Annotated in this window: 27 protein-coding genes and 1 pseudogene; 14 read left to right on the forward strand and 14 right to left on the reverse strand. The window is 70.4% G+C overall.

Annotated elements, in window-relative coordinates:
• Nucleotides 1–9: 9 nt before the first annotated feature.
• Nucleotides 10–423, reverse strand: coding sequence for an anti-sigma regulatory factor (locus tag ABZ098_RS09855; protein ID WP_004925829.1), 414 nt, complete (start codon nucleotides 421–423; stop codon nucleotides 10–12).
• Between the two features lie 261 nt (nucleotides 424–684).
• Nucleotides 685–945, reverse strand: coding sequence for a UBP-type zinc finger domain-containing protein (locus ABZ098_RS09860; protein ID WP_356588990.1), 261 nt, complete (start codon nucleotides 943–945; stop codon nucleotides 685–687).
• An 85-nt stretch (nucleotides 946–1,030) separates the two neighbouring features.
• Between ABZ098_RS09860 and ABZ098_RS09865 the strand changes: the two genes are divergently transcribed.
• The gene (locus tag ABZ098_RS09865; RefSeq protein WP_356588992.1) at nucleotides 1,031–2,629 is read left to right on the forward strand and encodes a Na+/H+ antiporter; all 1,599 of its coding nucleotides are present in this window, start codon (nucleotides 1,031–1,033) and stop codon (nucleotides 2,627–2,629) included.
• Between the two features lie 12 nt (nucleotides 2,630–2,641).
• Here the strand turns inward: ABZ098_RS09865 and ABZ098_RS09870 are convergent, their stop codons facing one another.
• Nucleotides 2,642–3,535 carry a pyridoxal-phosphate dependent enzyme gene (locus tag ABZ098_RS09870; RefSeq protein WP_356588994.1) on the reverse strand — a complete coding sequence of 298 codons (894 nt, stop codon included), beginning with the start codon at nucleotides 3,533–3,535 and terminating at the stop codon, nucleotides 2,642–2,644.
• Between the two features lie 22 nt (nucleotides 3,536–3,557).
• Nucleotides 3,558–4,148 (reverse strand): N-acetylmuramoyl-L-alanine amidase, encoded by a 591-nt coding sequence (locus ABZ098_RS09875; RefSeq protein ID WP_356588996.1) that lies wholly within the window; start codon nucleotides 4,146–4,148, stop codon nucleotides 3,558–3,560.
• Between the two features lie 313 nt (nucleotides 4,149–4,461).
• On the opposite strand from ABZ098_RS09875, the gene ABZ098_RS09880 reads away from it, so the two are divergent.
• The 3 genes from ABZ098_RS09880 (at nucleotide 4,462) to ABZ098_RS09890 (ending at nucleotide 8,042) form a co-directional block, all read left to right on the forward strand.
• Entirely contained in the window at nucleotides 4,462–5,868 is a 1,407-nt protein-coding gene (locus tag ABZ098_RS09880; protein ID WP_356588998.1) for a family 2B encapsulin nanocompartment shell protein, read from the forward strand.
• A 167-nt stretch (nucleotides 5,869–6,035) separates the two neighbouring features.
• The gene (locus ABZ098_RS09885; protein WP_356589000.1) at nucleotides 6,036–7,268 is read left to right on the forward strand and encodes a family 2 encapsulin nanocompartment cargo protein polyprenyl transferase; all 1,233 of its coding nucleotides are present in this window, start codon (nucleotides 6,036–6,038) and stop codon (nucleotides 7,266–7,268) included.
• Nucleotides 7,269–7,436: 168 nt separating this feature from the next.
• A complete protein-coding gene (locus tag ABZ098_RS09890) occupies nucleotides 7,437–8,042 on the forward strand; it encodes a GNAT family N-acetyltransferase (protein ID WP_356589002.1) in 606 nt (201 codons plus the stop codon).
• Nucleotides 8,043–8,320: 278 nt separating this feature from the next.
• On the opposite strand, the gene ABZ098_RS09895 is transcribed toward ABZ098_RS09890, so the two are convergent.
• Complete coding sequence (locus tag ABZ098_RS09895; RefSeq protein WP_356589004.1) at nucleotides 8,321–8,848, reverse strand: TetR/AcrR family transcriptional regulator; 528 nt, start codon at nucleotides 8,846–8,848, stop codon at nucleotides 8,321–8,323.
• A 118-nt stretch (nucleotides 8,849–8,966) separates the two neighbouring features.
• On the opposite strand from ABZ098_RS09895, the gene ABZ098_RS09900 reads away from it, so the two are divergent.
• The 4 genes from ABZ098_RS09900 (at nucleotide 8,967) to ABZ098_RS09915 (ending at nucleotide 10,869) form a co-directional block, all read left to right on the forward strand.
• On the forward strand, nucleotides 8,967–9,551 hold the full coding sequence (locus ABZ098_RS09900; RefSeq protein ID WP_356589006.1) for a dihydrofolate reductase family protein: 585 nt from the start codon (nucleotides 8,967–8,969) through the stop codon (nucleotides 9,549–9,551).
• Between the two features lie 208 nt (nucleotides 9,552–9,759).
• Complete coding sequence (locus ABZ098_RS09905; RefSeq protein WP_356589008.1) at nucleotides 9,760–9,966, forward strand: hypothetical protein; 207 nt, start codon at nucleotides 9,760–9,762, stop codon at nucleotides 9,964–9,966.
• 51 nt (nucleotides 9,967–10,017) lie between these two features.
• Nucleotides 10,018–10,431 carry a YciI family protein gene (locus ABZ098_RS09910; protein WP_356589010.1) on the forward strand — a complete coding sequence of 138 codons (414 nt, stop codon included), beginning with the start codon at nucleotides 10,018–10,020 and terminating at the stop codon, nucleotides 10,429–10,431.
• A 105-nt stretch (nucleotides 10,432–10,536) separates the two neighbouring features.
• Entirely contained in the window at nucleotides 10,537–10,869 is a 333-nt protein-coding gene (locus tag ABZ098_RS09915) for a DUF952 domain-containing protein (RefSeq protein WP_356589012.1), read from the forward strand.
• A gap of 10 nt (nucleotides 10,870–10,879) precedes the next feature.
• Here the strand turns inward: ABZ098_RS09915 and ABZ098_RS09920 are convergent, their stop codons facing one another.
• Genes ABZ098_RS09920 through ABZ098_RS09935 form a run of 4 tightly spaced genes read right to left on the reverse strand, consistent with a single transcriptional unit; the run spans nucleotide 10,880 to nucleotide 12,676 of the window.
• Entirely contained in the window at nucleotides 10,880–11,095 is a 216-nt protein-coding gene (locus ABZ098_RS09920) for a hypothetical protein (protein ID WP_356589014.1), read from the reverse strand.
• A complete protein-coding gene (locus tag ABZ098_RS09925; RefSeq protein ID WP_356589016.1) occupies nucleotides 11,092–11,838 on the reverse strand; it encodes a VOC family protein in 747 nt (248 codons plus the stop codon). Before ABZ098_RS09925 ends, ABZ098_RS09920 begins: the two co-directional genes overlap by 4 nt.
• Nucleotides 11,839–11,857: 19 nt before the next feature.
• The gene (locus ABZ098_RS09930; RefSeq protein ID WP_356589018.1) at nucleotides 11,858–12,271 is read right to left on the reverse strand and encodes a VOC family protein; all 414 of its coding nucleotides are present in this window, start codon (nucleotides 12,269–12,271) and stop codon (nucleotides 11,858–11,860) included.
• Nucleotides 12,272–12,280: 9 nt separating this feature from the next.
• Nucleotides 12,281–12,676: a helix-turn-helix transcriptional regulator gene (locus ABZ098_RS09935; protein WP_266522248.1), complete on the reverse strand. Its 396-nt coding sequence runs from the start codon at nucleotides 12,674–12,676 to the stop codon at nucleotides 12,281–12,283.
• A 103-nt stretch (nucleotides 12,677–12,779) separates the two neighbouring features.
• On the opposite strand from ABZ098_RS09935, the gene ABZ098_RS09940 reads away from it, so the two are divergent.
• From ABZ098_RS09940 to ABZ098_RS09955, 4 genes and pseudogenes are all read left to right on the forward strand, one after another.
• Nucleotides 12,780–13,934, forward strand: coding sequence for an inorganic phosphate transporter (locus ABZ098_RS09940; protein ID WP_356589020.1), 1,155 nt, complete (start codon nucleotides 12,780–12,782; stop codon nucleotides 13,932–13,934).
• Nucleotides 13,935–13,951: 17 nt separating this feature from the next.
• The gene (locus ABZ098_RS09945; RefSeq protein ID WP_356589022.1) at nucleotides 13,952–14,188 is read left to right on the forward strand and encodes a hypothetical protein; all 237 of its coding nucleotides are present in this window, start codon (nucleotides 13,952–13,954) and stop codon (nucleotides 14,186–14,188) included.
• 28 nt (nucleotides 14,189–14,216) lie between these two features.
• Nucleotides 14,217–15,089: a polyphosphate kinase 2 gene (gene ppk2, locus ABZ098_RS09950; protein ID WP_356589024.1), complete on the forward strand. Its 873-nt coding sequence runs from the start codon at nucleotides 14,217–14,219 to the stop codon at nucleotides 15,087–15,089.
• 79 nt (nucleotides 15,090–15,168) lie between these two features.
• A pseudogene (locus tag ABZ098_RS09955) lies at nucleotides 15,169–15,252 on the forward strand (phosphatidate cytidylyltransferase); the annotation flags it as partial.
• A gap of 179 nt (nucleotides 15,253–15,431) precedes the next feature.
• Here the strand turns inward: ABZ098_RS09955 and sodN are convergent.
• Nucleotides 15,432–15,827, reverse strand: a complete 396-nt coding sequence (gene sodN, locus ABZ098_RS09960; RefSeq protein ID WP_020136639.1) for a superoxide dismutase, Ni — start codon at nucleotides 15,825–15,827, stop codon at nucleotides 15,432–15,434.
• A 145-nt stretch (nucleotides 15,828–15,972) separates the two neighbouring features.
• Between sodN and sodX the strand changes: the two genes are divergently transcribed.
• Complete coding sequence (gene sodX / locus ABZ098_RS09965; protein WP_356589395.1) at nucleotides 15,973–16,410, forward strand: nickel-type superoxide dismutase maturation protease; 438 nt, start codon at nucleotides 15,973–15,975, stop codon at nucleotides 16,408–16,410.
• Here the strand turns inward: sodX and ABZ098_RS09970 are convergent.
• The gene (locus ABZ098_RS09970) at nucleotides 16,314–16,943 is read right to left on the reverse strand and encodes a CGNR zinc finger domain-containing protein (RefSeq protein WP_356589026.1); all 630 of its coding nucleotides are present in this window, start codon (nucleotides 16,941–16,943) and stop codon (nucleotides 16,314–16,316) included. The genes sodX and ABZ098_RS09970 overlap by 97 nt on opposite strands.
• 98 nt (nucleotides 16,944–17,041) lie before the next feature.
• Here ABZ098_RS09970 and ABZ098_RS09975 point away from each other — a divergent pair, with 98 nt between their 5' ends.
• A complete protein-coding gene (locus ABZ098_RS09975; protein ID WP_356589028.1) occupies nucleotides 17,042–17,800 on the forward strand; it encodes a class I SAM-dependent methyltransferase in 759 nt (252 codons plus the stop codon).
• Nucleotides 17,801–17,858: 58 nt separating this feature from the next.
• Here the strand turns inward: ABZ098_RS09975 and ABZ098_RS09980 are convergent, their stop codons facing one another.
• The 3 genes from ABZ098_RS09980 to ABZ098_RS09990 are packed head-to-tail and all read right to left on the reverse strand — an operon-like array spanning nucleotide 17,859 to nucleotide 20,548.
• Entirely contained in the window at nucleotides 17,859–18,620 is a 762-nt protein-coding gene (locus ABZ098_RS09980) for an amino acid ABC transporter ATP-binding protein (protein ID WP_356589030.1), read from the reverse strand.
• Entirely contained in the window at nucleotides 18,617–19,558 is a 942-nt protein-coding gene (locus ABZ098_RS09985) for an amino acid ABC transporter permease (protein ID WP_356589032.1), read from the reverse strand. Before ABZ098_RS09985 ends, ABZ098_RS09980 begins: the two co-directional genes overlap by 4 nt.
• A gap of 30 nt (nucleotides 19,559–19,588) precedes the next feature.
• A complete protein-coding gene (locus ABZ098_RS09990; RefSeq protein WP_356589034.1) occupies nucleotides 19,589–20,548 on the reverse strand; it encodes an ABC transporter substrate-binding protein in 960 nt (319 codons plus the stop codon).
• Nucleotides 20,549–21,027: the final 479 nt, after the last annotated feature.

Raw genomic sequence — 21,027 nt, forward strand, 5'->3', positions numbered from 1 at the left:
CCCCGTTCCTCACGCCGGCCCGGGTCCCGCGCCGCGCTGTTTGTAGAGGCTGATCGAAACGGTCTTGTCCTCGTCCACGGCCGACGAGACCTTGCCCGCCAGGGCCGACAGGACGGTCCAGGCGAAGGTGTCCCGTGACGGTGCGTGACCGTCCGTGGTCGGGGCCGAGACGGTGACCTCCAGCGAGTCGTCGACGAGTCGGAAGACACAGCTGAGCACCGAGCCGGGCACGGCCTGCTGGAGCAGGATCGCGCAGGCCTCGTCCACCGCGATGCGCAGGTCCTCGATCTCGTCGAGGGTGAAGTCCAAACGGGCCGCGAGGCCGGCCGTGGCCGTCCGCAGCACCGACAGGTAGGCACCCGCGGCCGGCAGCCGGACTTCCACGAAGTCCTGGGTCGCGGGCTCGCCTGCGATCTGGGACACCCTCACCTCCAAGGTGGTACAAGCTTTACGGGGGCCGAGGGTCGCCCCCCGGAGTAACGCGACGTGTGGTTCAGCGGTGACGCTACCGCGCTCTCGACATTCCTGTCCCCGGGACCCCAACCCCTTGCCGTCACTCACAGTAAAACTGTGGACACGCTCCGTGTCTAGGGGGTTTGCGGCTCCAATTGGGAAGAACGCGCGCCGGGTTGACGTACCCAGACGTCAGACGGTCGAACCGTCCTGGAACCCGACGGTCCAGGGTCACACAAGGACGTGGTCCACGAAGCACCAACGCCAGTTCTCACCGGGTTCGTGGGTGCGCATGATCGGGTGGTCGGTGTCCTTGTGGTGCTTCGTCGCGTGCTGTCCCGGCGAGGAGTCGCAGCAACCGACGTGACCGCAGGACAGGCACAGGCGCAGTTGTACCGGGTGGGTACCGTCCCTCAGGCACTCCGGGCACGTGTCGTTGAGCGGCTCGGGCTCCGGGTGCGGCAGCGCGTCGGCGTGCGTGCACTGTTTCATGATTGCCAGGTTACGACGGCCGCGCGGGCGGCCGCGCGGAAAAAGAGGGCGGGCGCACGACGATGAGCGAGGGCGGGCGAGGGCCATGGACGTGATGCCACTGCTGTTGCTGGTGGCGGGGAGCGCGGCGGTCGCCGCGGCCGCCCGGCGGACCCCCGTTCCGGCGCCACTGCTGCTGGTCGCGGCCGGACTGCTGGTCTCGTACCTTCCCGGGGTCCCGGTGTACACGCTCGACCCGGACATCGTGCTGCCCATCATCCTGCCGCCGCTGCTGCACTCCGCGGCCACCGACAGCTCCTATCTCGACCTCAGGGCGCAAATGCGGCCCGTGGCACTGCTGTCGGTGGGATACGTGCTCTTCGCGACCTTCGTCGTCGGCTGGGCGGCGTACCAGATCGTGCCGGGCCTCTCGCTGACCGGCGCGCTCGTGCTGGGCGCGGTGGTGGCACCGCCGGACGCGGTGGCGGCGACGGCGGTGGCACGCCGCGTGGGGCTGCCCTCCCGGATCACGACCATCCTCCAGGGCGAGTCCCTCGTGAACGACGCGACCGCGATCACCGCCTACCGGGTCGCGCTCGCGGCCGCGGTCGGCGAGGGCGCCACCTGGGCCGGCGGCATCGGCGAATTCCTGCTCGCGGCGGTCGGCGGGGTCGCGGTCGGCCTGGTGCTGATGGTGCCGATCCACTGGCTGCGCACCCACCTGAAGGAGCCGCTGCTGCAGAACACGCTCTCCCTGCTCATCCCGTTCGTCGCCTACGCGGCGGCCGAGCAGTTCCACGCGTCCGGGGTCCTCGCGGTGGTCGTGGTGGCCCTCTTCCTCGGACACCGCGCGTGGGAGGTCGACTTCGCGACACGCCTCCAGGAGGACGCCGTCTGGAAGATGGTCGCCTTCGTCCTGGAGTCGTCGGTGTTCGCCCTCATCGGGCTGCAACTGCCCGTCGTGCTGAGGGGCCTCGGGGAGTACGAGGGCGGCCGCGCCGCCTGGTACGCGGTCGCCGTCTTCCTCGTGGTCGTCGTGTCGAGGTTCGTGTGGGTCTATCCGGCGACCTTCCTGCCGCGCATGCTCTCCGCGCGGATCCGCGCGCGTGAGGACGACCCCACCTGGAAGGCGCCGTTCGTCATCGCCTGGGCCGGCATGCGGGGCGTGGTCTCGCTGGCGATCGCCTTCTCCATCCCGGAGCACCTGCACGACGGCGAACCGTTCGCGGGCCGCAACCTGATCCTTTTCCTCACCTTCACGACGGTCATCGGCACCCTCGTCGTCCAGGGCGTCACCCTGCCCCCGCTGATCCGCATGCTGAAGCTTCCCGGCCGCGACCAGCAGGCCGAGACCCTCGCCGAGGCCAACGCCCAGGCGCAGGCCTCGCGGGCCGCGGAACGGCGCCTGGACGAACTCCTCGCCGACGAGCGCAACGCCCTCCCGCCGCCCCTCGCCGACCGCCTGCGCATGGTCCTGGACCGCCGCCGCAACGCCGTCTGGGAACGCCTCGGCCAGTCCAACCCCCTCACCGGCGAGACCGTCGACGACACCTACCGCAGGCTGTCCGGGGAGATGATCGGCGCCGAGCGCGCGGTGTTCGTGAAGCTGCGGGACCTGCGCTACATCGACGACGAGATGCTGCGGACCCTGCTGCGCAGGCTGGACCTGGAGGAGGCGGCGGCGTACCGGGAGGCGGCCGAGTAGGGCGAACGAGGGTCAGGTGAAGGGGCGGCCCGTGACCACCGCCGCGAGCGTCGCCCCGCGGGGGAAGGCACCCTCCTCGGCAAGGGCGGCCAATCCATACAGCAACTTGGCGACATAGAGACGTTCCACGGGCACGCCGTGGCGGTTCTCGAAGTCCTCGGCGAAGTCGTCCAGTTCGGGTGTGGTGCGGGCGTAGCCGCCGAAGTGGAAGCGGTCGTCGACTGTCCAGTCGCCGCGCGGTCCTCCGAAGGCCTCGCGTTGGAGCGCCCTTGCGCCGGCCGTCAGGAAGCCGCCTTTGAGGACTGCTGTGCCCAGGGCGCGCTGGCCCGGGCCCAGTCCGGCCGCCAGGCCCGCGAGGGTGCCGCCGGTGCCGCAGGCGACCGCGACGACGTCCGCACGCCCCGACAGCTCCTCGCCGAGCGCGCGGCAGCCACGTACCGCGAGCGCGTTGCTGCCGCCCTCCGGGACGACGTACGCGTCCTCGGCGTCCACCGCGCGCAGCACGCGCGCGAGGACGTCCGCTTCGGTCTTGCGGCGGTACGTCGGCCGGTCGACGAAGTGCAGCCGCATGCCGTCGGCCGCGCACCGGGCGAGGGACGGGTTCAGGGGACGGTCGGCGAGTTCCTCACCGCGGACCACGCCCACCGTGGGCAGGCCCAGGAGGCGGCCCGCGGCGGCCGTGGCACGCAGGTGGTTGGAGTACGCGCCGCCGAACGTGACGACCGTGCGGCCGGCCGCCGCGGTGAGGTTCGGCGCCAGCTTGCGCCACTTGTTGCCGACGAGCTCGGGGTGGATCAGGTCGTCGCGCTTGAGGAGAAGGCGCAGGCCGTGCCGGGCGAAGCGGGGGTCCGACAGCTCCTGCAGGGGCGAGGGGAGGCGGGGGCGCAGGGTGTCGAGGCCGGTCACGTCCCCATTGTGACCCGCGGGGTCACTTCAGGCGCTCCCGGATCCGGCCCCGCAGCCAGGCCATCGTGAAGCCGCGCGGGTCCACCTTGCCCGGCTGCCACTCCAGGTGGCCGATGACCGACCGTTCCGTCCAGCCGTGGTGGCGGCACACCGCCGCGGAGACCCGCTCGATCGCCGTGAGCTGGGCCGCCGGCCAGGGATCCTCGCCGTCGCCGAGGTTCTCGCACTCGAAGCCGTAGAAGTGGCGGTTGCCGTCGGTGTTGGCCTCGTTGTCGAGGGGGAGCGCCTTCTCCGCGATCACCGCGCGCAGGACGTCGTCGTCGCCGAGGCCGGCGTGGTTGGCGCGGCCGTAGCCGACGAGGTGGACGGTGCCGTCCTTGGTGATGACGCCGTGGCACAGGGGGCCCGGCAGGCCGGTGTACCCCTTGCGGCACAGTTCCACCGTCGCCGCGCTGCCCCTGGTCACTGTGTGGTGGATCATCACGCCGTGCACCGGTCCCCAGGCGCCGACGTGGTTGCGGTTGTGGTGCTCCCAGTCGCCGACCTCGACGACGGTGGCACCCTCCGCCCGCAGGACGGCCAGGAATCTGCCCGCGGACATGGGTGAGGCCATGGCTCCCTCCTTCGCACTGCGCGCCGGCCGCCGACCACGGCCGGTCCTCACTGGTGCTTGTACCGAAAGCAGCGGACTCCGTCTCCTGGTCCGCACAGCGTGCGAGTGGATTCGGACAGTCAAATTCCGCTCACGACAGCGAAATTGACTGGGTGTCAGTGGATAGGAACCTCGCATATGCCCAGCCGCGCAGTGATCCATTCCCCCTCTTTCGGGTAATAGCACCGGCACGTTCCGTGAGGAAGGCTTGCTCCTGCACATCGATGCCCGGGCGTAGATCGCGTCCGGGCATGTACCGGGAGGGCAATTCCTTATGTCGGTAGGCGAAGAGGTCCGCACCGAGCAGGACCGGCCGCAGCAGAGCCTCGGCACAGCGGCCGCGCGGAACCTGGCCACCACCACCAAGTCCGCACCACAGATGCAGGAGATCAGCTCCCGCTGGCTGCTGCGCATGCTGCCGTGGGTGAACGTCCAGGGCGGTACGTACCGGGTGAACCGACGTCTGAGCTACGCCGTGGGCGACGGCCGGGTGACCTTCGTGAAGACCGGGGACCGGGTCGAGGTGATCCCCGCCGAGCTGCGCGAGCTGCCGGCGCTCAGGTCCTACGAGGACGACGACGTGCTCTCCGAACTCGCCCAGCGCTGCCAGCAGCGGGAGTTCACCCAGGGTTCGGTGATCGCTTCCTTCGGCGCCCAGGCCGACGAGGTGTACCTGCTGGCGCACGGCAGGGTGGAGAAGGTCGGCACCGGCCCCTACGGTGACGACGCGGTGCTCGGAGTCCTTGCCGACGGCGCCTACTTCGGCGACCAGGCACTCCTCGACCCGGACGCCATCTGGGAGTACACCGCCCGAGCGGCCACCGCGTGCACGGTCCTCGTGCTGCCCCGCCAGGACGTCGACCAGGTGGCGGAGCGCGCCGAAGCCCTGCGCGAGCACCTCCGGGAGCAGCGCGCGATCCCCTCGCAGCGCACCAACAAGTACGGCGAGAAGGAGATCGACCTCGCGGCGGGCCACGAGGGCGAGCCCGACATCCCGCACACCTTCGTCGACTACGACGCCCGGCCCCGCGAGTACGAACTGAGCATCGCCCAGACCGTGTTGCGCATCCACACGCGTGTGGCCGACCTCTACAACCAGCCCATGAACCAGACGGAACAGCAGATCCGGCTGACCGTCGAGGCACTCAAGGAGCGCCAGGAGCACGAGCTCGTCAACAACCGTGAGTTCGGACTGCTGAACAACTGCGAGTACGACCAGCGGCTCCAGCCGCACGACGGCGTGCCCAGCCCCGACGACCTCGACGAACTGCTCAGCCGCCGCCGGGGCACCAAGCTGCTGCTCGCCCACCCGCGCGCGATCTCCGCGATCGGCCGTGAGCTGAACAAGCGCGGACTGGTCCCCGAGACCATCGACGTGGGCGGCAACCGCATCCCCACCTGGCGCGGCGTGCCGATCTACCCGTGCAACAAGATCCCGGTCACCCCGGAGCGGACCACCTCGATCATCGCCATGCGTACCGGTGAGGCCGACCAGGGCGTCATCGGCCTCCAGCAGGCCGGTATCCCGGACGAGATCGAGCCGAGCCTGTCGGTGCGGTTCATGGGCATCAACGAACAGGCGATCATCAAGTACCTGGTGACGGCCTACTACTCGGCGGCCGTGCTGGTGCCGGACGCGCTCGGAGTCCTGGAGAACGTCGAGATCGGCCGGTGGAGGTGACGTTCCCGCACCCGGGAGCCGTGTCCCCGCCCGCCGGGGCGGGTACACCCCGGTCGAGCACCGAGGTGGGGGCACCTCGGTCGACCTCCGGGGTGGGGGCACCTCGCAGGAGCGCGGCCGCCCGCAGCGGAAGCGCCACCGTCAGCGGACTGACCGAGGGGGGTTCCATGGCCGAGTTCACGACGGGTACGCAGGCACTGGCGACGGAAAACACGGAGGCACGGGCGCCGACCGCCGGGGGGAGGGCGGCGCCGGCCACCGGGGGGAGGTCGGTGACGGTCACCGGGAGGACGGAGCCGTCGGCCGCCGGGCGGACGGGGGACAGGCGGCCGGCCGGGGAGGCGGGCCCGCTCGACGGGCCAGAGCCGCACTCCCTCGACGGCCATGAGGCCGCGGTGATCCTGGAGCGGGTCCGGGCGTCGGTCGACCCCGAACTGCGGTCCGCGTTGGAGTCGTTGCCCGGTTCCCTGCGCCGGGTCGCGCTCTACCACTTCGGCTGGCAGGACGCCGACGGCACCCCGGCGACGGGCAACGCGGGCAAGGCGATACGGCCCGCCCTCGTCCTCACCGCGGCCGCCGCTCTCGGTGGGGACCGGGCGCGGGCGGCGGCGGTCCGGGCGGCCGTGGCGGTGGAGCTGGTGCACAACTTCACACTGCTGCACGACGACGTGATGGACCGCGACACCACCCGCAGGCACCGCCCCACCGCGTGGACCGTCTTCGGTGACGCCGACGCGATCCTGGCCGGGGACGCCCTCCAGGCGCTGGCGCTCCGGCTGCTGGCCGAGGACCCGCACCCCGCGGCGGGAGCGGCCGCCGCCCGGCTCGCGGCCTGTGTCGTCGAGCTGTGCGAGGGCCAGCACGAGGACACCGCCATGCAGGGACTCGCTCCCGGCGAGGTCACCCTCGACCAGGTGCTCGTGATGGCCGAGGCCAAGACGGGCGCGCTGCTCGGGTGCGCCTGTGCGCTCGGCGCGCTGTACGCGGGCGCGTCCGCCGAGGACGTGGAGGCGATGGACGCGTTCGGCCGGGAGGCGGGCCTGGCCTTCCAGCTGATCGACGACGTGATCGGCATATGGGGCGACCCGAGCCGCACCGGCAAACCGGCCGGCGCGGACCTCGCCGCCCGGAAGAAGTCCCTCCCGGTGGTCGCCGCGCTCACCTCCGGCACGGCCGCCGCCGCCGAACTGGCCGAGCTGTACACGGCGCCGTACGCCGAGGAGGACCTGGCGCGTACGGCCCTCGCCGTCGAGGAGGCCGGCGGCCGCGACTGGGCGCAGGTGCAGGCGGCCGACCGGATGGCCCGGGCGATGGGGCAGTTGACGCGTGCGGTGCCCGATCCGGAGGCGGCCGGCGGGCTGCTCTCCCTCGCGGAGTTCGTGACGCGGCGCACCGCCTGAGGGCCCCGGAGCGCCCGGTACCGCGCGGTCCTGACCCCGCGCGGCCCCCGGGGGCTCCGGCCGACGGGTCCCGCACATCCCCACGGTGTGCGGGGCCCGCTTCCGCATGCTCACCGGCTAGTCTCAACACCCTTGTGGCCGACGGGGGTTGAGTTGAAGGGGTGGGGCATGGGCGTGGCGATACGGACGGCCGGCGGAAGCGACCGTGAGCTGGTGACGCGGCTGCTGGACTCGGCTTTCCAGGACGACCCGGTCAGCGGATGGATCTTCCCGGAGGAGGAGTACCGCCGTACGACGCATCCCCGGTTGATGGCCGCGTTCGTGGACATCGTGATGGCCGAGGGGCGGGTGGATGTCACGGAGGAGGGGACCGCGTGCGCGTTGTGGCTGCCCGTCCCGGCGGACGGGGGTGGTGAGCACGACGGCGAGGACGACTTCGCCGCACTGCGGGAGGCTCTCGATCCGGGCAATGAGCGCATCGAGCTGATCGGACGGCTCACCGCCGAGGTGCATCCTGCCGGGCGGGCCCACGAGTACCTGTGGATGATCGGCGTGGCTCCCGAGCGGCAGGGCGAGGGGCTCGGGACCGCGCTCATCGGGTCGGTTCTGGAGCGGTGCGACCGGGAGGGGATGCCGGCGTATCTGGAGGCGAGCAGCGCGCGCAGCCGGGGGCTCTACGAGCGGCTCGGGTTCGAGCTGGTGGAGCGCCCGCTCGACCTGCCGGACGGGCCTCGGATGTGGCCGATGTGGCGCGAGCCGCGCGCTGCGCGGTAGAGCCGGGAGGGCGGCGCGGAAGGGGACTTCCCGCGGCCGTGACAGCGGCCGAGCGGGGCCGGTCGCGCTGGTTCTCCGCGCCCTCGTGTAGGTGGCCGGCAGGACGGTCGCGGCGGGGCGGGGCTGGTCACGCTGGTTCTCCGCGTCCTCGTCTGGTGGCCGGGAGGACGGTCGCGGCAGGGCGGGGCTGGTCACGCTGGTTCTGCGCGCCCTCGTCTAGATGGCCGGTTGGACGGTCGCCGTGCGGGGCTGGTCACGCTGGTTCTCCGCGCTCCCGGTCAGGTCATCGGGACGATGGCCGCCACGATCCGTTCCACCAGTCCCTCCGGGACCCCCACCCCCGGCAGCACTCCCTCCAGCGCCCCGGGCGGCGTCAGGTGCTCCAGCAGCAGCCCCAGCATCGCCAGATGGAGCACGGTGACCGTCTCGTCGCCGCCCGGGAGGCCCGCCTCGCGGTGGAACCGGATGCCCTCGTCCAGGTCCGCCCGGACCGATGTGGTGAAGGAGGCGCGGAGTTCGGGGCGGCGGGTGGCCTCCAGGCGCATTTCCAGAAGGGCCAGACAGCCCGTGCGGTCGTGGGTCGCCCGGCCCATCAGGTCGTGCATGAACGCCGCGACCAGGGACCGGTCCTTCGGCCGGGACAGCAGTTCGGCGAACTTGTCCGGATCGGGGGCCAGCCGGACGTGGAGGCGGGTGTCGATCTGCCGCAGCAGGTCGTCGCGGTCCGCGAAGTAGTTCGAGGCCGTACCCACCGGGTCGACCCCCGCGTCCACGAGGGCGGCCCGGCGTTCCGGATGGCCGGTCATGCGGAATCTCACTTCTCAGTTGCATCCGGTGCCGAAAACACCTTGCAACCACTACATGTGAAGTACTACAACTGACGTGGTTCACATGCCGGAGCGCTGCCTACGAAAAGAGACCCGCTTGCGAAAGCTCACGTACTTCATCGCCTGCACGATCGACGGCTTCATCGGGGACGAGAGCGGCGACGCGTCGTTCATGTACCGGTTCGTCGACGAGGAGTTCCTCGCCTTCCTCAAGGCCGAGTACCCGGAGACCATCTCGGCCCAGGGCCGCAGGGCCCTCGGCATCCACGACCTGGAGCACAGGAGGTTCGACACGGTCGTCCAGGGCCGCGGCAGCTACGAGGTGGCCCTCAAGGAGGGCATCACCAGCCCGTACGACCACCTGCGTGAGTACGTCGCCTCGCGCACCCTCACCCAGTCGCCCGACCCGCATGTCGAGATCATCGGCGCCGACCTGGTCGGCAAGGTACGCGAACTGAAGGCGGAGGAGGGCGAGTTCGGCATCTACCTGTGCGGTGGCTCCGAGCTCGCGGGCCAACTCCACGACGAGATCGACGAACTCGTCATCAAGACGTACCCCGTCGTGCTCGGCAGCGGCATGCCGATGTTCGGTTCCGGCTTCGCCCTCACCGAGTTCACGCTCGACGAGGTGCGCGTCTTCGACAACGGCGTCGTGGTGCGGACGTACGGCAGGACGAGCTGACGCAAGCGGGGGCCGGCATCGGCGGCGGCGCGTTCCACGACCGCACCCGGGCGAGGAGCTTCAGCACGGGCCGCTGCTCGGCCCCGTGGGCGTCACGGGGCGTCGCGGGGCGTCCCGGTGGCACGAGGAGACGCCGTACCGACCAAGCGGGCACCCCGGCCCGGGCGAGCGGCAGGCAGCGGCGGCCCCTTCGTCCTACCCTGAGGGTATGGGCAGCGACGAACACGTCTGTCCCGTTTGCGGACAGCCGGTCGAGACAGTCGTACGGCGTCACAAGACGCTGGGTGCGTGGGTCCCCGTGTGGACGGGTGGCCCGTGCCGCAACCCCGAGTGCGAGGCGTACGCCGACAGAGCCGCCGAGTCCGCCGAGTCCGACGAGGACCACGGCGGCGCACCCGCCGGAAAAGGTTCCTGAACCCCGCCCGCACCGGGCGGCCGAGTCGACCGGGGCCGAAGGAGCGGAATCATGAAGTACCTGGTCATGGTGGAGGGGACCCAGGCCGACTACGAGGCCATGCGCGGCAAGGGCTCCGAGCACTCCCCGGCCTGGAGCGAGCAGGAGATCCAGACGATGTACGCCTTCATGGGCGCCATCAACGACGACCTGTCCGGGACCGGTGAGATGCTCGACGCCCAGGGCCTCGCCGAGCCCGCGAAGACCCGGCACGTCAGCAGGGGCGCGGACGGCAAGGCGGTGATCACCGACGGCCCCTACAGCGAGACCGAGGAACTGCCGTGCGGCTACTGGGTGCTGGAGTGCGAGAGCCTGGAGCGCGTCACGGCGATCGCCGAGCGCATCGCCCAGTGCCCCCAGCCCGCCGGCGCCCCCGAGTACCCGGTGGTGATCCGGCCCGTCCTGGACGGCGCCGGGGACATCTGAGAGGCGCGTGCCGCGTACGAGGCGGCGGCCGGAAAGACCCTGAGCCTGCCCGAGCAGCGGTATGTGCAGGGGCGGGCGGCACGGCTCAGGCCTTAACGTGACGTCATGTCCACACCCAGCCACATCGTGCACCTGACCGAACGCTCCCTGTGGGAGGAGGCCCGTGCCCGGGGCGCGTACGAGATGTCGACGCGCGGCCGCACCCTCCAGGAAGAGGGCTTCATCCACTGCTCGACGCGCGAGCAGCTACCGACCGTCGCGGCCTTCCTCTACGGCTCCTACGACGGCCCCGACGAACTCGTGCTCCTCGTCATCGACCCCGCCCGGCTCGACGTACCGCTGAAGTACGAGGCCCCCGAGCCCGGCGCCGAGGAGTTCCCGCACATCTACGGGCCGATCCCGGTGCACGCGGTCGTCGACGTGGAGCCGTGGGGGTGAGCGATAGCCGTCACTTATGGCGCTGGGCCCTGCTGGTGTGGGCGGCTCTCGTGGTCGTCGGGGGCGGGCTGACGCTCTGGCTCCAGGACTCGACCGAGCCGGCGGGGCCGTACGGCTGGGAGGAGAGCAGCCCGACGCCGCGGCTTCCGGAGGGGTGGGAGACCATGTGCCCCACCCCCAGCGCCGACCCCGGGGCAGCTCCGACGGTCGTGGCCTGCGCGTTCATCTCCTCCGGCTAGGCAGCCCGCCCGTCTCCGGGTCCCGCCCCGTCAGGCAGTACAGGCCGCCCGCCGGGTCCCTCATCACCGTCCAGCTGCTGCCCTCGGCGACGAACTCCGCCCCCAGACGCTCGTGTTCCGCACGTGTCTCCTCGACGTCCGCGCAGGCCAGGTCCAGGTGGGCGGAGGCGGGGCGTTCCTCGTCGAGGCGCTGGAGGAGGATGCGGACCGGGAGTCCGGTCGGCGGCTTGAGCACGTGGAACTCGGGGAGTGACCCGGGCAGCGACTCCCAGTCGGGCAACAGGGCGGCCCAGAAGGCGACTTCGGCCTCGTGGAGGGAGGGCGGGATGTCGAGGCAGACCTGGTCGAGGCGGCTGCCGCGGATCACCGGGGGGCGGGCCGACTGCCCGCGCCAGGGATCGGCGCAGAACAGCTGGCCCGCGGGGGAGCGGAGTACGACCAAGGTGCCCTGGTCGGCGACCACGTGCGCGCCGAGCGCCGCCGCGGCCTTCGCGAACTTGCGTACGTCGTCCACGCTGAAGTCGAGATGGGCTCCGCCGGGCCCCGAGGCGACGGCCTGGACCTTGACGCAGGCGTCGGTCCCGTCGAGCGGCAGGAGGGTCACGAACTCCCGCCGCTCACCCCGGAACTCGGACAACCGCGTGCCGGTGGCGCCGGCCCAGAAGTCGCAGGCTTGAGCGAATCGTGCGACGGGCCGGTCAACGAAGGCGTACGTCCAGCGGGTAGTCATGCGGTGATCGTAGGCTCCGTCACTTCGGCACCTCCATGAAGCGCAGCATGTTCCCCGCCGGATCCCGGAAAGCACAGTCCCGCACCCCGTACGGCATGTCCGTCGGCTCCTGGATCACCTCGGCCCCGGACTCCCGCACGCGCGCGAACAACGCGTCACAGTCGGTGGTGGTGAAGTTGACCGCCCGCAGCAGCCCCTTCGCCAGCAGGCGCGCCATCGCCTCCTTGTCCGCCGGGGACGCGTCCGGGTCGGCGGCCGGCGGCTCCAGGACGATGTCCACGTCCGGCTGGAGCGGCGAGCCGACCGTCACCCAGCGCATTCCCTCGTACCCGACGTCGCCCCGCACCTCCATGCCCAGGACGTCCCGGTAGAACGCGATCGCCTTGTCGTGGTCGTCCACCGCGATGAAGCAGTTCTTGAGCTTGATGTCCATGGCCCCACGTTAGGCCCGCCGGGGCCGGGTGTGCCTGCGCACGACGCACGGCGGGATCCCGGCGATCTCCTCGTGCGAGCGGGCCCGGTACGCGCTCGGCGTCTCACCCACGAGCTCCGTGAACCGGGAGCTGAAGGAGCCGAGGGAGGTGCACCCCACGGCCATGCAGACCTCGGTGACGGACAGGTCGCCCCGCCGCAGCAGGGCTTTCGCGCGCTCGATGCGCCGGGTCATGAGATAGCCGTACGGCGTCTCACCGAACTCCGCGCGGAAACTGCGCTGGAAGTGGCCCGGCGACATCAGCGCGGTGCGGGCGAGCGCGGTCACGTCGAGCGGCTCGGTGTACTCGCGGTCCATCCGGTCGCGCGCCTGCCGCAGCCGCACCAGGTCCTCGATGCTCACCATCACGCCAGCATCGCACGACGCTCACGAGCCGGGCGCGGGGATCTGGAACGGGCTTTGCCTCACGTTCTCCTGCCGTACGGAAGCGCTTGCTCCCATGAGGGGCATGGACCACATCACGTTCCTCGTGGCGGTCGTCATCGTCACGGCCCTGGCCTTCGACTTCACCAACGGATTCCACGACACCGCCAACGCGATGGCGACGTCCATCGCGACCGGCGCGCTGAAACCCAGGACCGCGGTCCTGGTGAGCGGCGTCCTGAACGTCGTCGGCGCCTTCCTGTCCACCGAGGTCGCCAGGACGATCTCCGGCGGCATCGTGGACGACACCCTGGTCTCGCCCGGGATGATCTTCGCGGGGCTGGTCGGAGCGATCCTGTGGAACCTGCTGACCTGGCTGGTCGGCCTCCCGTCGAGCTCCTCGCACGCCCTGTTCGGCGGGCTCATCGGCGCGGTGTGGGTGGGCGCGGGCTCGCACGGGGTGCACTTCGACAAGGTCGTCGAGAAGATCCTGATCCCCGCGGTGGCCTCCCCGGTGGTGGCGGGCGTGGCGGCGCTGATCGCCACCTACCTCGCGTACAAGCTCACCGCCCGCGCCCGCAAGGACTCGGTGACCAAGGGCTTCCGGCTCGGTCAGATCGCCTCCGCGTCCCTCGTCTCCCTCGCGCACGGCACCAACGACGCCCAGAAGACGATGGGCGTCATCACCCTGACCCTGATCTCGGCAGGCGCGCTCGGCCACGACGCCGGTCCGCCGGTCTGGGTCATCGCCTCCGCCGGACTCGCGATCGGGCTCGGCACCTACCTCGGCGGCTGGCGGATCATCCGCACCATGGGCAAGGGCCTCACCGAGATCCAGTCCCCGCAGGGCTTCGCCGCGGAGACCGCGTCCACCACGGTCATCCTGACCTCCGCCCACCTCGGCTTCGCCCTGTCCACCACCCAGGTCGCCTCGGGCAGCATCCTCGGCGCGGGCCTGGGCCGGAAGCTGGCGGAGGTCCGCTGGGGCATCGCCGGGCGCATGGTCGCGGCCTGGCTGATCACCCTGCCGGCGGCCGCGCTGGTCGGCGGCGTCTCCGCGAGCGCCGTGAAGCACGGCGGCGACTTCGGCACGGTCGTCGTCGCGCTGGTCGGTGCCGCCGTCGCCGCGGGCATCGTGCTCGTCTCCCGCCGCAACCCGGTGAGCGCGCACAACGTCAACGACACCCACGAGGTCACCCTCCGCACCGAGCCGCCGACCCGCGTCGGCACGGCCGCCTGAGCCCGGGAGTTCCTTACATGAGCATCGACTGGACCGCACTCGGCCAGGTCACCGCGGTCAGCGTCGGCGTCACCATCGCGGTGGTCGTGGTCTTCGCCCTCGGGGTACTCGGTCTCGCCCGCGTCGAAGGGGCGCGGGAGGATGGCGGTGGTGGAACGTCCCCACTCGGCATCGCCCAGTCCGGCCTGTGCTTCCTCGCCTGCGCGGCGGTGGTGGCGTACGGCATCTACCTGATCGTGCCGCAGTTCCACTGAGCCACCGAGAGGAGAGGGGAACAGCGAGGTGACCCCCCTGCCGACCGACCTGAAGGTCGACTACACCGACCCCGACGACCCCGTGCTCATCCGCCCGGACGGCAGCCCGATCGACACCTGGCGGGAGAACTACCCCTACGCGCACCGCATGGAGCGCAAGGAGTACGACTGGCACAAACGGCTCCAGCAGATCGAACTGCTGAAGCTCCAGAGCTGGATCAAGGAGACCGGGCGCCGGCTCGTCATCGTCTTCGAGGGACGGGACGCGGCCGGCAAGGGCGGCACCATCAAGCGCTTCACGGAGCACCTGAATCCCCGGGGCGCCCGAGTGGTCGCGCTGGAGAAGCCGAACGAGCGCGAGCGCGGGCAGTGGTACTTCCAGCGGTACGTCGAACATCTGCCGACCGCGGGCGAGATCGTGCTGTTCGACCGGTCCTGGTACAACCGGGCCGGTGTGGAACGGGTCATGGGCTTCTGCACGGACGACGAGTACCGGCGCTTCATGCGCCAGGCCCCACTGTTCGAGCGGATGCTCGTGGACGACGGCGTCGACCTGCTGAAGTTCTGGTTCTCGGTCTCCCAGGGCGAGCAGCGCACCCGCTTCACGATCCGCCAGATCGACCCCGTACGGCAGTGGAAGCTCAGCCCCATGGACCTGGCCTCCCTGGAGCGCTGGGACGACTACACCGAGGCCAAGGTCGCCATGTTCCGCGAGACCGACACCCGGTTCGCACCCTGGACGGTGGTCAAGAGCAACGACAAGAAGCGGGCCCGCGTCGAGGCCATGCGCAGTGTGCTGGCCCGCTTCGACTACACCGACAAGGACGAGGAGGTCGTGGGCACACCCGACCCGCGGATCGTGGGCGAGGCGGCGGGACTGCTGGAGGCGGGCGAGGTCTAGGGGCCGTGCTCCGGGGGCGGGCCGGGGGGCGGCGGACAGCAGGGCGAGCAACCACTCGCCTGAGTACGAGTACTCAGGCGCGTCGAGTTGGCCCATGGCGGTCGCGGTGGCGGTCGGCGGGCCGGCCGGAGACCTGCTGGAATCCATGGTCAAGACAGGGGCGCCTGCTCGTCGCACTGGCGGTGCTGCTCGTCCTGAGCTGACGTCCCTCGCGGAGCCTTGGGGCGCGAAGGCGGGCACCGAAAAGGGGCCCGGTCGGCATACGCCGGCCGAGCCCCTTCCGCACGGTCGCCGACCTGCGATGGTGCACCGATCGCGGGTCGGGCGGAGGCCGACGCGGGGTCAGGCCTTCTTGGTCTCCCAGAAGATCTTGTCGATCTGGGCGATGTAGTCCAGAGCCTTCTGACCCGTGGCCGGGTCGGTCGACGCCTTGGCGGCCGAGAGGGCCTTCAGGGTGTCGTTGACCAGCTGGTGCAGCTCCGGGTACTTCTCGAAGTGCGGGGGCTTGAAGTAGTCGCTCCAGAGCACCGAGACGTGGTGCTTGGCGAGCTCGGCGCGCTGCTCCTTGATGACGGTGGCACGCGCCTGGAAGTGCGGGTCGTCGTTGGCGGCCATCTTCTCCTGCACGGCCTTCACCGACTCCGCCTCGATGCGGGCCTGGGCCGGGTCGTACACACCGCAGGGCAGGTCGCAGTGTGCGCTGACCTTGACCTTGGGGGCAAACAGGCGGGAAAGCATGGAGCGTTCCTTCCTCGTGATCGTCTTCTCAGGTGCGACATTACTCCCTGCGAGAGGCGAAAAGGCGGGTGCCCCCATGGGCTTAGGACAAAAGTCCGGGGTCAGACTGAGACTGGTGGATGAACGTACCGGGGAGGTGCCGGGGATGCCGGAGCTGTCGCAGGAGACCGAGCGGGAGAGGGCGTTGCTGCCCTTCGTGGGGATGGCCGAGGTGACCGGGCCGTCGATGGTGCCCACGCTCCGGCACGGCGACCGACTCGTCGTGCACTGGGGGGCCAGGATCGTCCCCGGCGACATCGTGGTCCTGCGGCATCCGTTCCAGCAGGACCTGCTCGTCGTCAAGCGGGCCGTGGAGCGGCGCGAGGGCGGCTGGTGGGTGCTCGGCGACAACGCGTTCGCGGGCGGCGACAGCACGGACTACGGCGTCGTACCGGAAGAGCTCGTGCTGGGGAAGGCTCGGCTCAGGTACCGGCCGCCGGAGCCCGCTCAGCGCTCCCCGCTGGCCGCCGTGCGCTGGGCGCTGTCCGCCGTGCGGCCCGTCTTCCCCGACCGGTCGGCCTCCAGGCGCTTGCGGGCCCGGTAGGCGGCCACGTTGGCGCGGGTGGCGCAGCGGTCGGAGCAGTAGCGCCGGGAGCGGTTCGTCGAGGTGTCGAGGTAGGCGTTGCGGCAGGGCGCGGCCTCGCACAGGCCCAGCCGGTCCACGCCGTACTCGGTGAGGTGGAACGCCAGGCCCATCGCCGCGATCGCCGCGTACCCGGCGGTGGCGTTGGACGGGTGGTCCGCCAGGTGCATGTGCCACAGCGGACGGCCGTCGTCGTCGCGGAAGTCGTGCCCGGAGATCTGCGGGCTGACGGGGAACTCCAGCAGGAGCGAGTTCAGCAGGTCCACCGCGAGCGTCTCGTCGCCGCCGTCCGCGGCCTCGAAGACCGACCGCAGCCGTGCCCGCACCGACCGGAACCGGGTGACGTCGGCCTCGGTGGCCCGGCGGGCGCCCGTGCCGTTGCCGCCGAACAGGTCGCGGACCGCCTCCACCGAGGTCAGCGTGTCCTTGCCCCGGGCCGGGTCCTCGCTGTTGACCAGACGTACGGCGTAGTCCGAGTAATAGGCCAGTTCCACTTGTAGTCCTTACGGAGGCGTTCTATCGTCGTGGTGCGGTCGGGTAACAGCTGATCGTGCTTCCAGGGTATTACGACAGTGAGTGGACAGGGGGCTCCATGACGACCGGTGTCGGAACCGACTGGCAGGCCTGGCAGGAGAGCTGGGACCGGCAGCAGGAGTGGTACATGCCGGACCGCGAGGAGCGGTTCCGGGTCATGCTGGACATGGTCGAGGCCCTCGTCGGGCCCCGGCCACGCGTGCTCGACCTCGCGTGCGGCACGGGAACCATCACGGCCAGGCTGCTCGCCCGGTTCCCCGAGGCCACCAGCACCGGCGTCGACCTCGACCCGGCGCTCCTCACCATCGCCGGCGGCACGTTCGCGGACGACGAGCGGGTCACCCTCGTGACGGCCGACCTCAAGGACCCGGACTGGCCCGCGCGACTGCCCTACGACTCCTACGACGCCGTCCTGACCGCCACGGCCCTGCACTGGCTGCACAGCGAACCCCTCGCGGTCCTCTACGGGCAGATCTCGGAACTCGTCCGGGACGGCGGTGTCTTCATGAACGCCGACCACATGATCGACGAGACCACGCCCCGGATCAACGCGGCCGAACGCGCCCAGCGCCACGCGCACATGGATCAGGCCAAGCGGGACGGTGCCCTCGACTGGGCCGCATGGTGGCAGGTCGCCGCCGAGGACCCCGTCCTCGCCGGACCGACGGCCCGCCGCTTCGAGATCTACGGCGAGCACGCCGACGGGGACATGCCGTCCGCCGCCTGGCACGCGCGTGTGCTGCGCGAGAAGGGCTTCGCGGAGGCCCGGCCGGTGTGGTGCTCACCCTCGGACACGCTCCTGCTCGCGCTCAAGTAGGCGCCCACGTGAAAGGGGCGGTACGGGATTCCCGTACCGCCCCTCTGCCGTCGTACCGCTAGAGGACCTTCGACAAGAACGCCTGCGTGCGCTCGTGCTGAGGGTTCGTCAGGACCTCGCGGGGATCGCCGGACTCCACGACCACGCCGCCGTCCATGAAGACCAGGCTGTCGCCGACCTCACGGGCGAAGCCCATCTCGTGGGTGACGACGACCATCGTCATGCCGGACTCGGCGAGGTCGCGCATGACGTCGAGGACGTCACCGACCAGCTCCGGGTCCAGGGCCGAGGTCGGCTCGTCGAAGAGCATCAGCTTCGGCTCCATCGCGAGGGCCCGGGCGATGGCTACGCGCTGCTGCTGGCCGCCGGAGAGCTGCGCGGGGTAGCTGCCCGCCTTGTCGGCCAGGCCCACGCGCTCCAGCAGCTCCCGCGCCCGCTCCCGGGCCTGCGCCCGGCTCGCGCCCTTGACCTGGACCGGCGCCTCCATGACGTTCTCGACGGCCGTCATGTGCGGGAACAGGTTGAACCGCTGGAACACCATGCCGATGTCCCGGCGCTGGAGCGCGACCTCGCTGTCCTTGAGCTCGTACAGCTTGTCGCCCTTCTGGCGGTAGCCGACCAGCTCACCGTCGACGTAGAGCCGACCGGCGTTGATCTTCTCCAGGTGGTTGATGCACCGCAGGAACGTCGACTTCCCGGAGCCCGAGGGGCCGATCAGGCAGAAGACCTCGCCCTGCTTGACTTCCAGGTCGATGCCCTTGAGGACCTCGACCAGACCGTAGGACTTGTGGACACCCTCGGCCTTCACCATGGCGGTCATGCCCCGCCCCTCTCACGGCTGAACGCCATCATGTTGACCTTGATCCGCTGCCACGGCGTCGGGGGCAGGTTCCGGGACGAACCGCGGGCGAAACGGCGCTCCAGGTAGTACTGGAAGACGCTGAACACGCTGGTCATGACCAGGTACCAGATGGACGCCACGAACAGCATCTCCATCACGGCGTACGACGTCGAACCGATCGTCGAGGTGGCGCGCAGCAGTTCGTTGTACGTCACCGCGTACACCAGCGACGAGGTCTTCAGCATGTTGATGAACTCGTTGCCGGTCGGCGGCACGATCACCCGCATCGCCTGCGGGATCACGATCCGGCGCAGCGTCTTGCCGTGGCTCATGCCGAGCGCGTGCGCGGCCTCCGTCTGCCCCTCGTCCACGGCCATCAGACCGGCGCGGCAGATCTCCGCCATGTACGCGGCCTCGTTCAGGCCCAGGCCCAGCAGGGCGCACATGAACGGGGTCATCACGTCCGTCATCTCGTCCTTGTAGATCGGACCGAGATTGAGCATCGGGAAGATCAGCGCCAGGTTGAACCACAGCAGGAGCTGTACGTAGACCGGCGTCCCGCGGAAGAACCAGATGTAGGCCCAGGCCACCCAGCTCGTCACCGGGTTCTTGGACAGCCGCATCACGGCCAGCACCACGCCGAGGACCACACCGAGGATCATCGCGAGGACGCTGATCAGCAGGGTGCGGCCGGCGCCCGCGAGGACCGTGGAGTCGAACAGCTTGTCGCCGACCGCGCTCCACTGGATCTTCTCGGCGGTGGCGAACGCGTTGACCAGCAGGGCCACCAGTGCCAGTACGACGACGGCGCTGACGTAGCGGCCGTAGTGGCGGACCGGGATGGCCTTGATGGTCTCCGGCGCGAGGGAGGCCGGCGGTGGCGTGTCCGCCGGTCCCTTGTCGATCTTGTCAGTCACAGTGACTGCCCTTCAGTGGTGCGGGGTCCGTCACTTGCCGCCGTTGACCGCGGCCTTGTCGATGGCGCCGGTCTCGGCGCCCCACTTGTCCAGGACCTTCTTGTACGTGCCGTCCTCGATGATGGCGTTCACGGCCGCCTCCAGGGCGCTCGTGAGCTCCTTGTTGTCCTTGTTCACGGCGATGCCGAACGGACCGGCGTCGACCTGCTCGCCGACGACCTCGAAGGCGTTGCCGCCATCGGCCTTGCGGGCGATGTCGACGGCGACCGGGTAGTCGTTGACGCCCGCGACGGCGCCGCCCGACTTCACCCGGGTCTGGGCCTCGGTGTCGTTGTCGAACGCCTCGATGGTCAGCTTCTTCTTGCCGGCCTTCGTGCACGCCGCGGACTGCTTCTGCAGGGCCTGCTCGTAGGTGGTGCCGTGCTGCACGGCGACCTTCTGGCCGCAGAGGTCCTCGATCGAGCCGATCTTCTTCGGGTTGCCCTTCTGGACGTAGATGGCGGTGCCGGCCGTGAAGTAGTCGACGAAGTCGACACCCGGGCCGAGCTTCTTGCCGTCCTCGTCCAGGCCCTCCTGGCGCGCCTTGGTGTCCGTGATGGAGGACATGGCGACGTCGTAGCGCCCGGAGTTCAGGGAGCTGATCAGGCCCTCGAAGGAGCCCGAGGTGAACTGGAACTCCACACCCAGCTGCTTGCCCAGCGCCGCAGCGATGTCGGGGTCGACGCCGACGATCTTGCCGCCCTCCTGGTACTCCATGGGGGCGTACTCGGCGTTGGTGCCGACCTTGATGACGCCGGCCTTCTGGATCTTGGCGGGCAGCTTGTCGAACAGCGGAGCGCTGCTGGACGACGCGGATTCCTTGGTGCTGCCGCCGCTGTCCGTCTGGTCGCCGCAGCCGGTGAGAATCAGGGCGCCGGCGACCGCGATCGCACCTACCGCGGCTGTCCTGGTGCGCGCGACGGTCGTACGACGGGTGGAGCTTGCGGTCATGGTGGGTTCCTCCGGCGGATGGGTGGAGTTGCCGATGGGCGGGGCGGCTGCCGATCGGTTCGGCAGCGCTGCCTTCATTCCTCAGGTCGACGAGAGCACACGCCTTCGAGTGTCGCGACCTCGTGTGATGACGGCATCTTGCCATTCGGACTGGACCATTCAGGGGGCCGGTCATGTCAAAATCGGATAACGGGTGACCCCCGAACCGCACCATGTCCGTACATCACGACCGGACCATCTGCGGGAATCTGGCATTCCGGCCGGAAGATCTTCGGTGCGGGTCGCGGAGCGGGTGACCTAGGCGAGGCGTCCCACGGGCGCTTGAGCGGCCGTGCGGTGATCGTCAAGGGGCCGCTGATGGTTTGTCCGGATGGCGTTCCATGATTCATGTCACCGGTCTGCGGTGATCGATGATCGATTTCCGTTCCGCCATGTGACCTTGGACGTATTGGACTCGTCCTCGACGCCGGTCGTCCGGT

Source organism: Streptomyces sp. NPDC006335 (assembly GCF_040612795.1).
Taxonomy (GTDB): Bacteria; Actinomycetota; Actinomycetes; order Streptomycetales; family Streptomycetaceae; genus Streptomyces.

What these genes read in the sequence shown, in the direction of transcription:
- ABZ098_RS09920 (WP_356589014.1), bottom strand. Translation starts at nt 11,095, where the DNA reads ATGAACGCGCAGGCCACGACCGTCGGAGCTGCCCCGGGGTCGGCGCTG.
- ABZ098_RS09990 (WP_356589034.1), bottom strand. Translation starts at nt 20,548, where the DNA reads ATGACCGCAAGCTCCACCCGTCGTACGACCGTCGCGCGCACCAGGACA.
- ABZ098_RS09930 (WP_356589018.1), bottom strand. Translation starts at nt 12,271, where the DNA reads ATGGACATCAAGCTCAAGAACTGCTTCATCGCGGTGGACGACCACGAC.
- ABZ098_RS09940 (WP_356589020.1), top strand. Translation starts at nt 12,780, where the DNA reads ATGGACCACATCACGTTCCTCGTGGCGGTCGTCATCGTCACGGCCCTG.
- ABZ098_RS09890 (WP_356589002.1), top strand. Translation starts at nt 7,437, where the DNA reads ATGGGCGTGGCGATACGGACGGCCGGCGGAAGCGACCGTGAGCTGGTG.
- ABZ098_RS09885 (WP_356589000.1), top strand. Translation starts at nt 6,036, where the DNA reads ATGGCCGAGTTCACGACGGGTACGCAGGCACTGGCGACGGAAAACACG.
- sodN (WP_020136639.1), bottom strand. Translation starts at nt 15,827, where the DNA reads ATGCTTTCCCGCCTGTTTGCCCCCAAGGTCAAGGTCAGCGCACACTGC.
- ABZ098_RS09945 (WP_356589022.1), top strand. Translation starts at nt 13,952, where the DNA reads ATGAGCATCGACTGGACCGCACTCGGCCAGGTCACCGCGGTCAGCGTC.
- ABZ098_RS09925 (WP_356589016.1), bottom strand. Translation starts at nt 11,838, where the DNA reads ATGACTACCCGCTGGACGTACGCCTTCGTTGACCGGCCCGTCGCACGA.
- ABZ098_RS09895 (WP_356589004.1), bottom strand. Translation starts at nt 8,848, where the DNA reads ATGACCGGCCATCCGGAACGCCGGGCCGCCCTCGTGGACGCGGGGGTC.
- ABZ098_RS09915 (WP_356589012.1), top strand. Translation starts at nt 10,537, where the DNA reads ATGTCCACACCCAGCCACATCGTGCACCTGACCGAACGCTCCCTGTGG.
- ABZ098_RS09975 (WP_356589028.1), top strand. Translation starts at nt 17,042, where the DNA reads ATGACGACCGGTGTCGGAACCGACTGGCAGGCCTGGCAGGAGAGCTGG.
- ABZ098_RS09905 (WP_356589008.1), top strand. Translation starts at nt 9,760, where the DNA reads ATGGGCAGCGACGAACACGTCTGTCCCGTTTGCGGACAGCCGGTCGAG.
- ABZ098_RS09980 (WP_356589030.1), bottom strand. Translation starts at nt 18,620, where the DNA reads ATGACCGCCATGGTGAAGGCCGAGGGTGTCCACAAGTCCTACGGTCTG.
- ABZ098_RS09880 (WP_356588998.1), top strand. Translation starts at nt 4,462, where the DNA reads ATGTCGGTAGGCGAAGAGGTCCGCACCGAGCAGGACCGGCCGCAGCAG.
- ABZ098_RS09875 (WP_356588996.1), bottom strand. Translation starts at nt 4,148, where the DNA reads ATGGCCTCACCCATGTCCGCGGGCAGATTCCTGGCCGTCCTGCGGGCG.
- ABZ098_RS09910 (WP_356589010.1), top strand. Translation starts at nt 10,018, where the DNA reads ATGAAGTACCTGGTCATGGTGGAGGGGACCCAGGCCGACTACGAGGCC.
- ABZ098_RS09860 (WP_356588990.1), bottom strand. Translation starts at nt 945, where the DNA reads ATGAAACAGTGCACGCACGCCGACGCGCTGCCGCACCCGGAGCCCGAG.
- ABZ098_RS09865 (WP_356588992.1), top strand. Translation starts at nt 1,031, where the DNA reads ATGGACGTGATGCCACTGCTGTTGCTGGTGGCGGGGAGCGCGGCGGTC.
- ABZ098_RS09935 (WP_266522248.1), bottom strand. Translation starts at nt 12,676, where the DNA reads ATGGTGAGCATCGAGGACCTGGTGCGGCTGCGGCAGGCGCGCGACCGG.
- sodX (WP_356589395.1), top strand. Translation starts at nt 15,973, where the DNA reads ATGCCGGAGCTGTCGCAGGAGACCGAGCGGGAGAGGGCGTTGCTGCCC.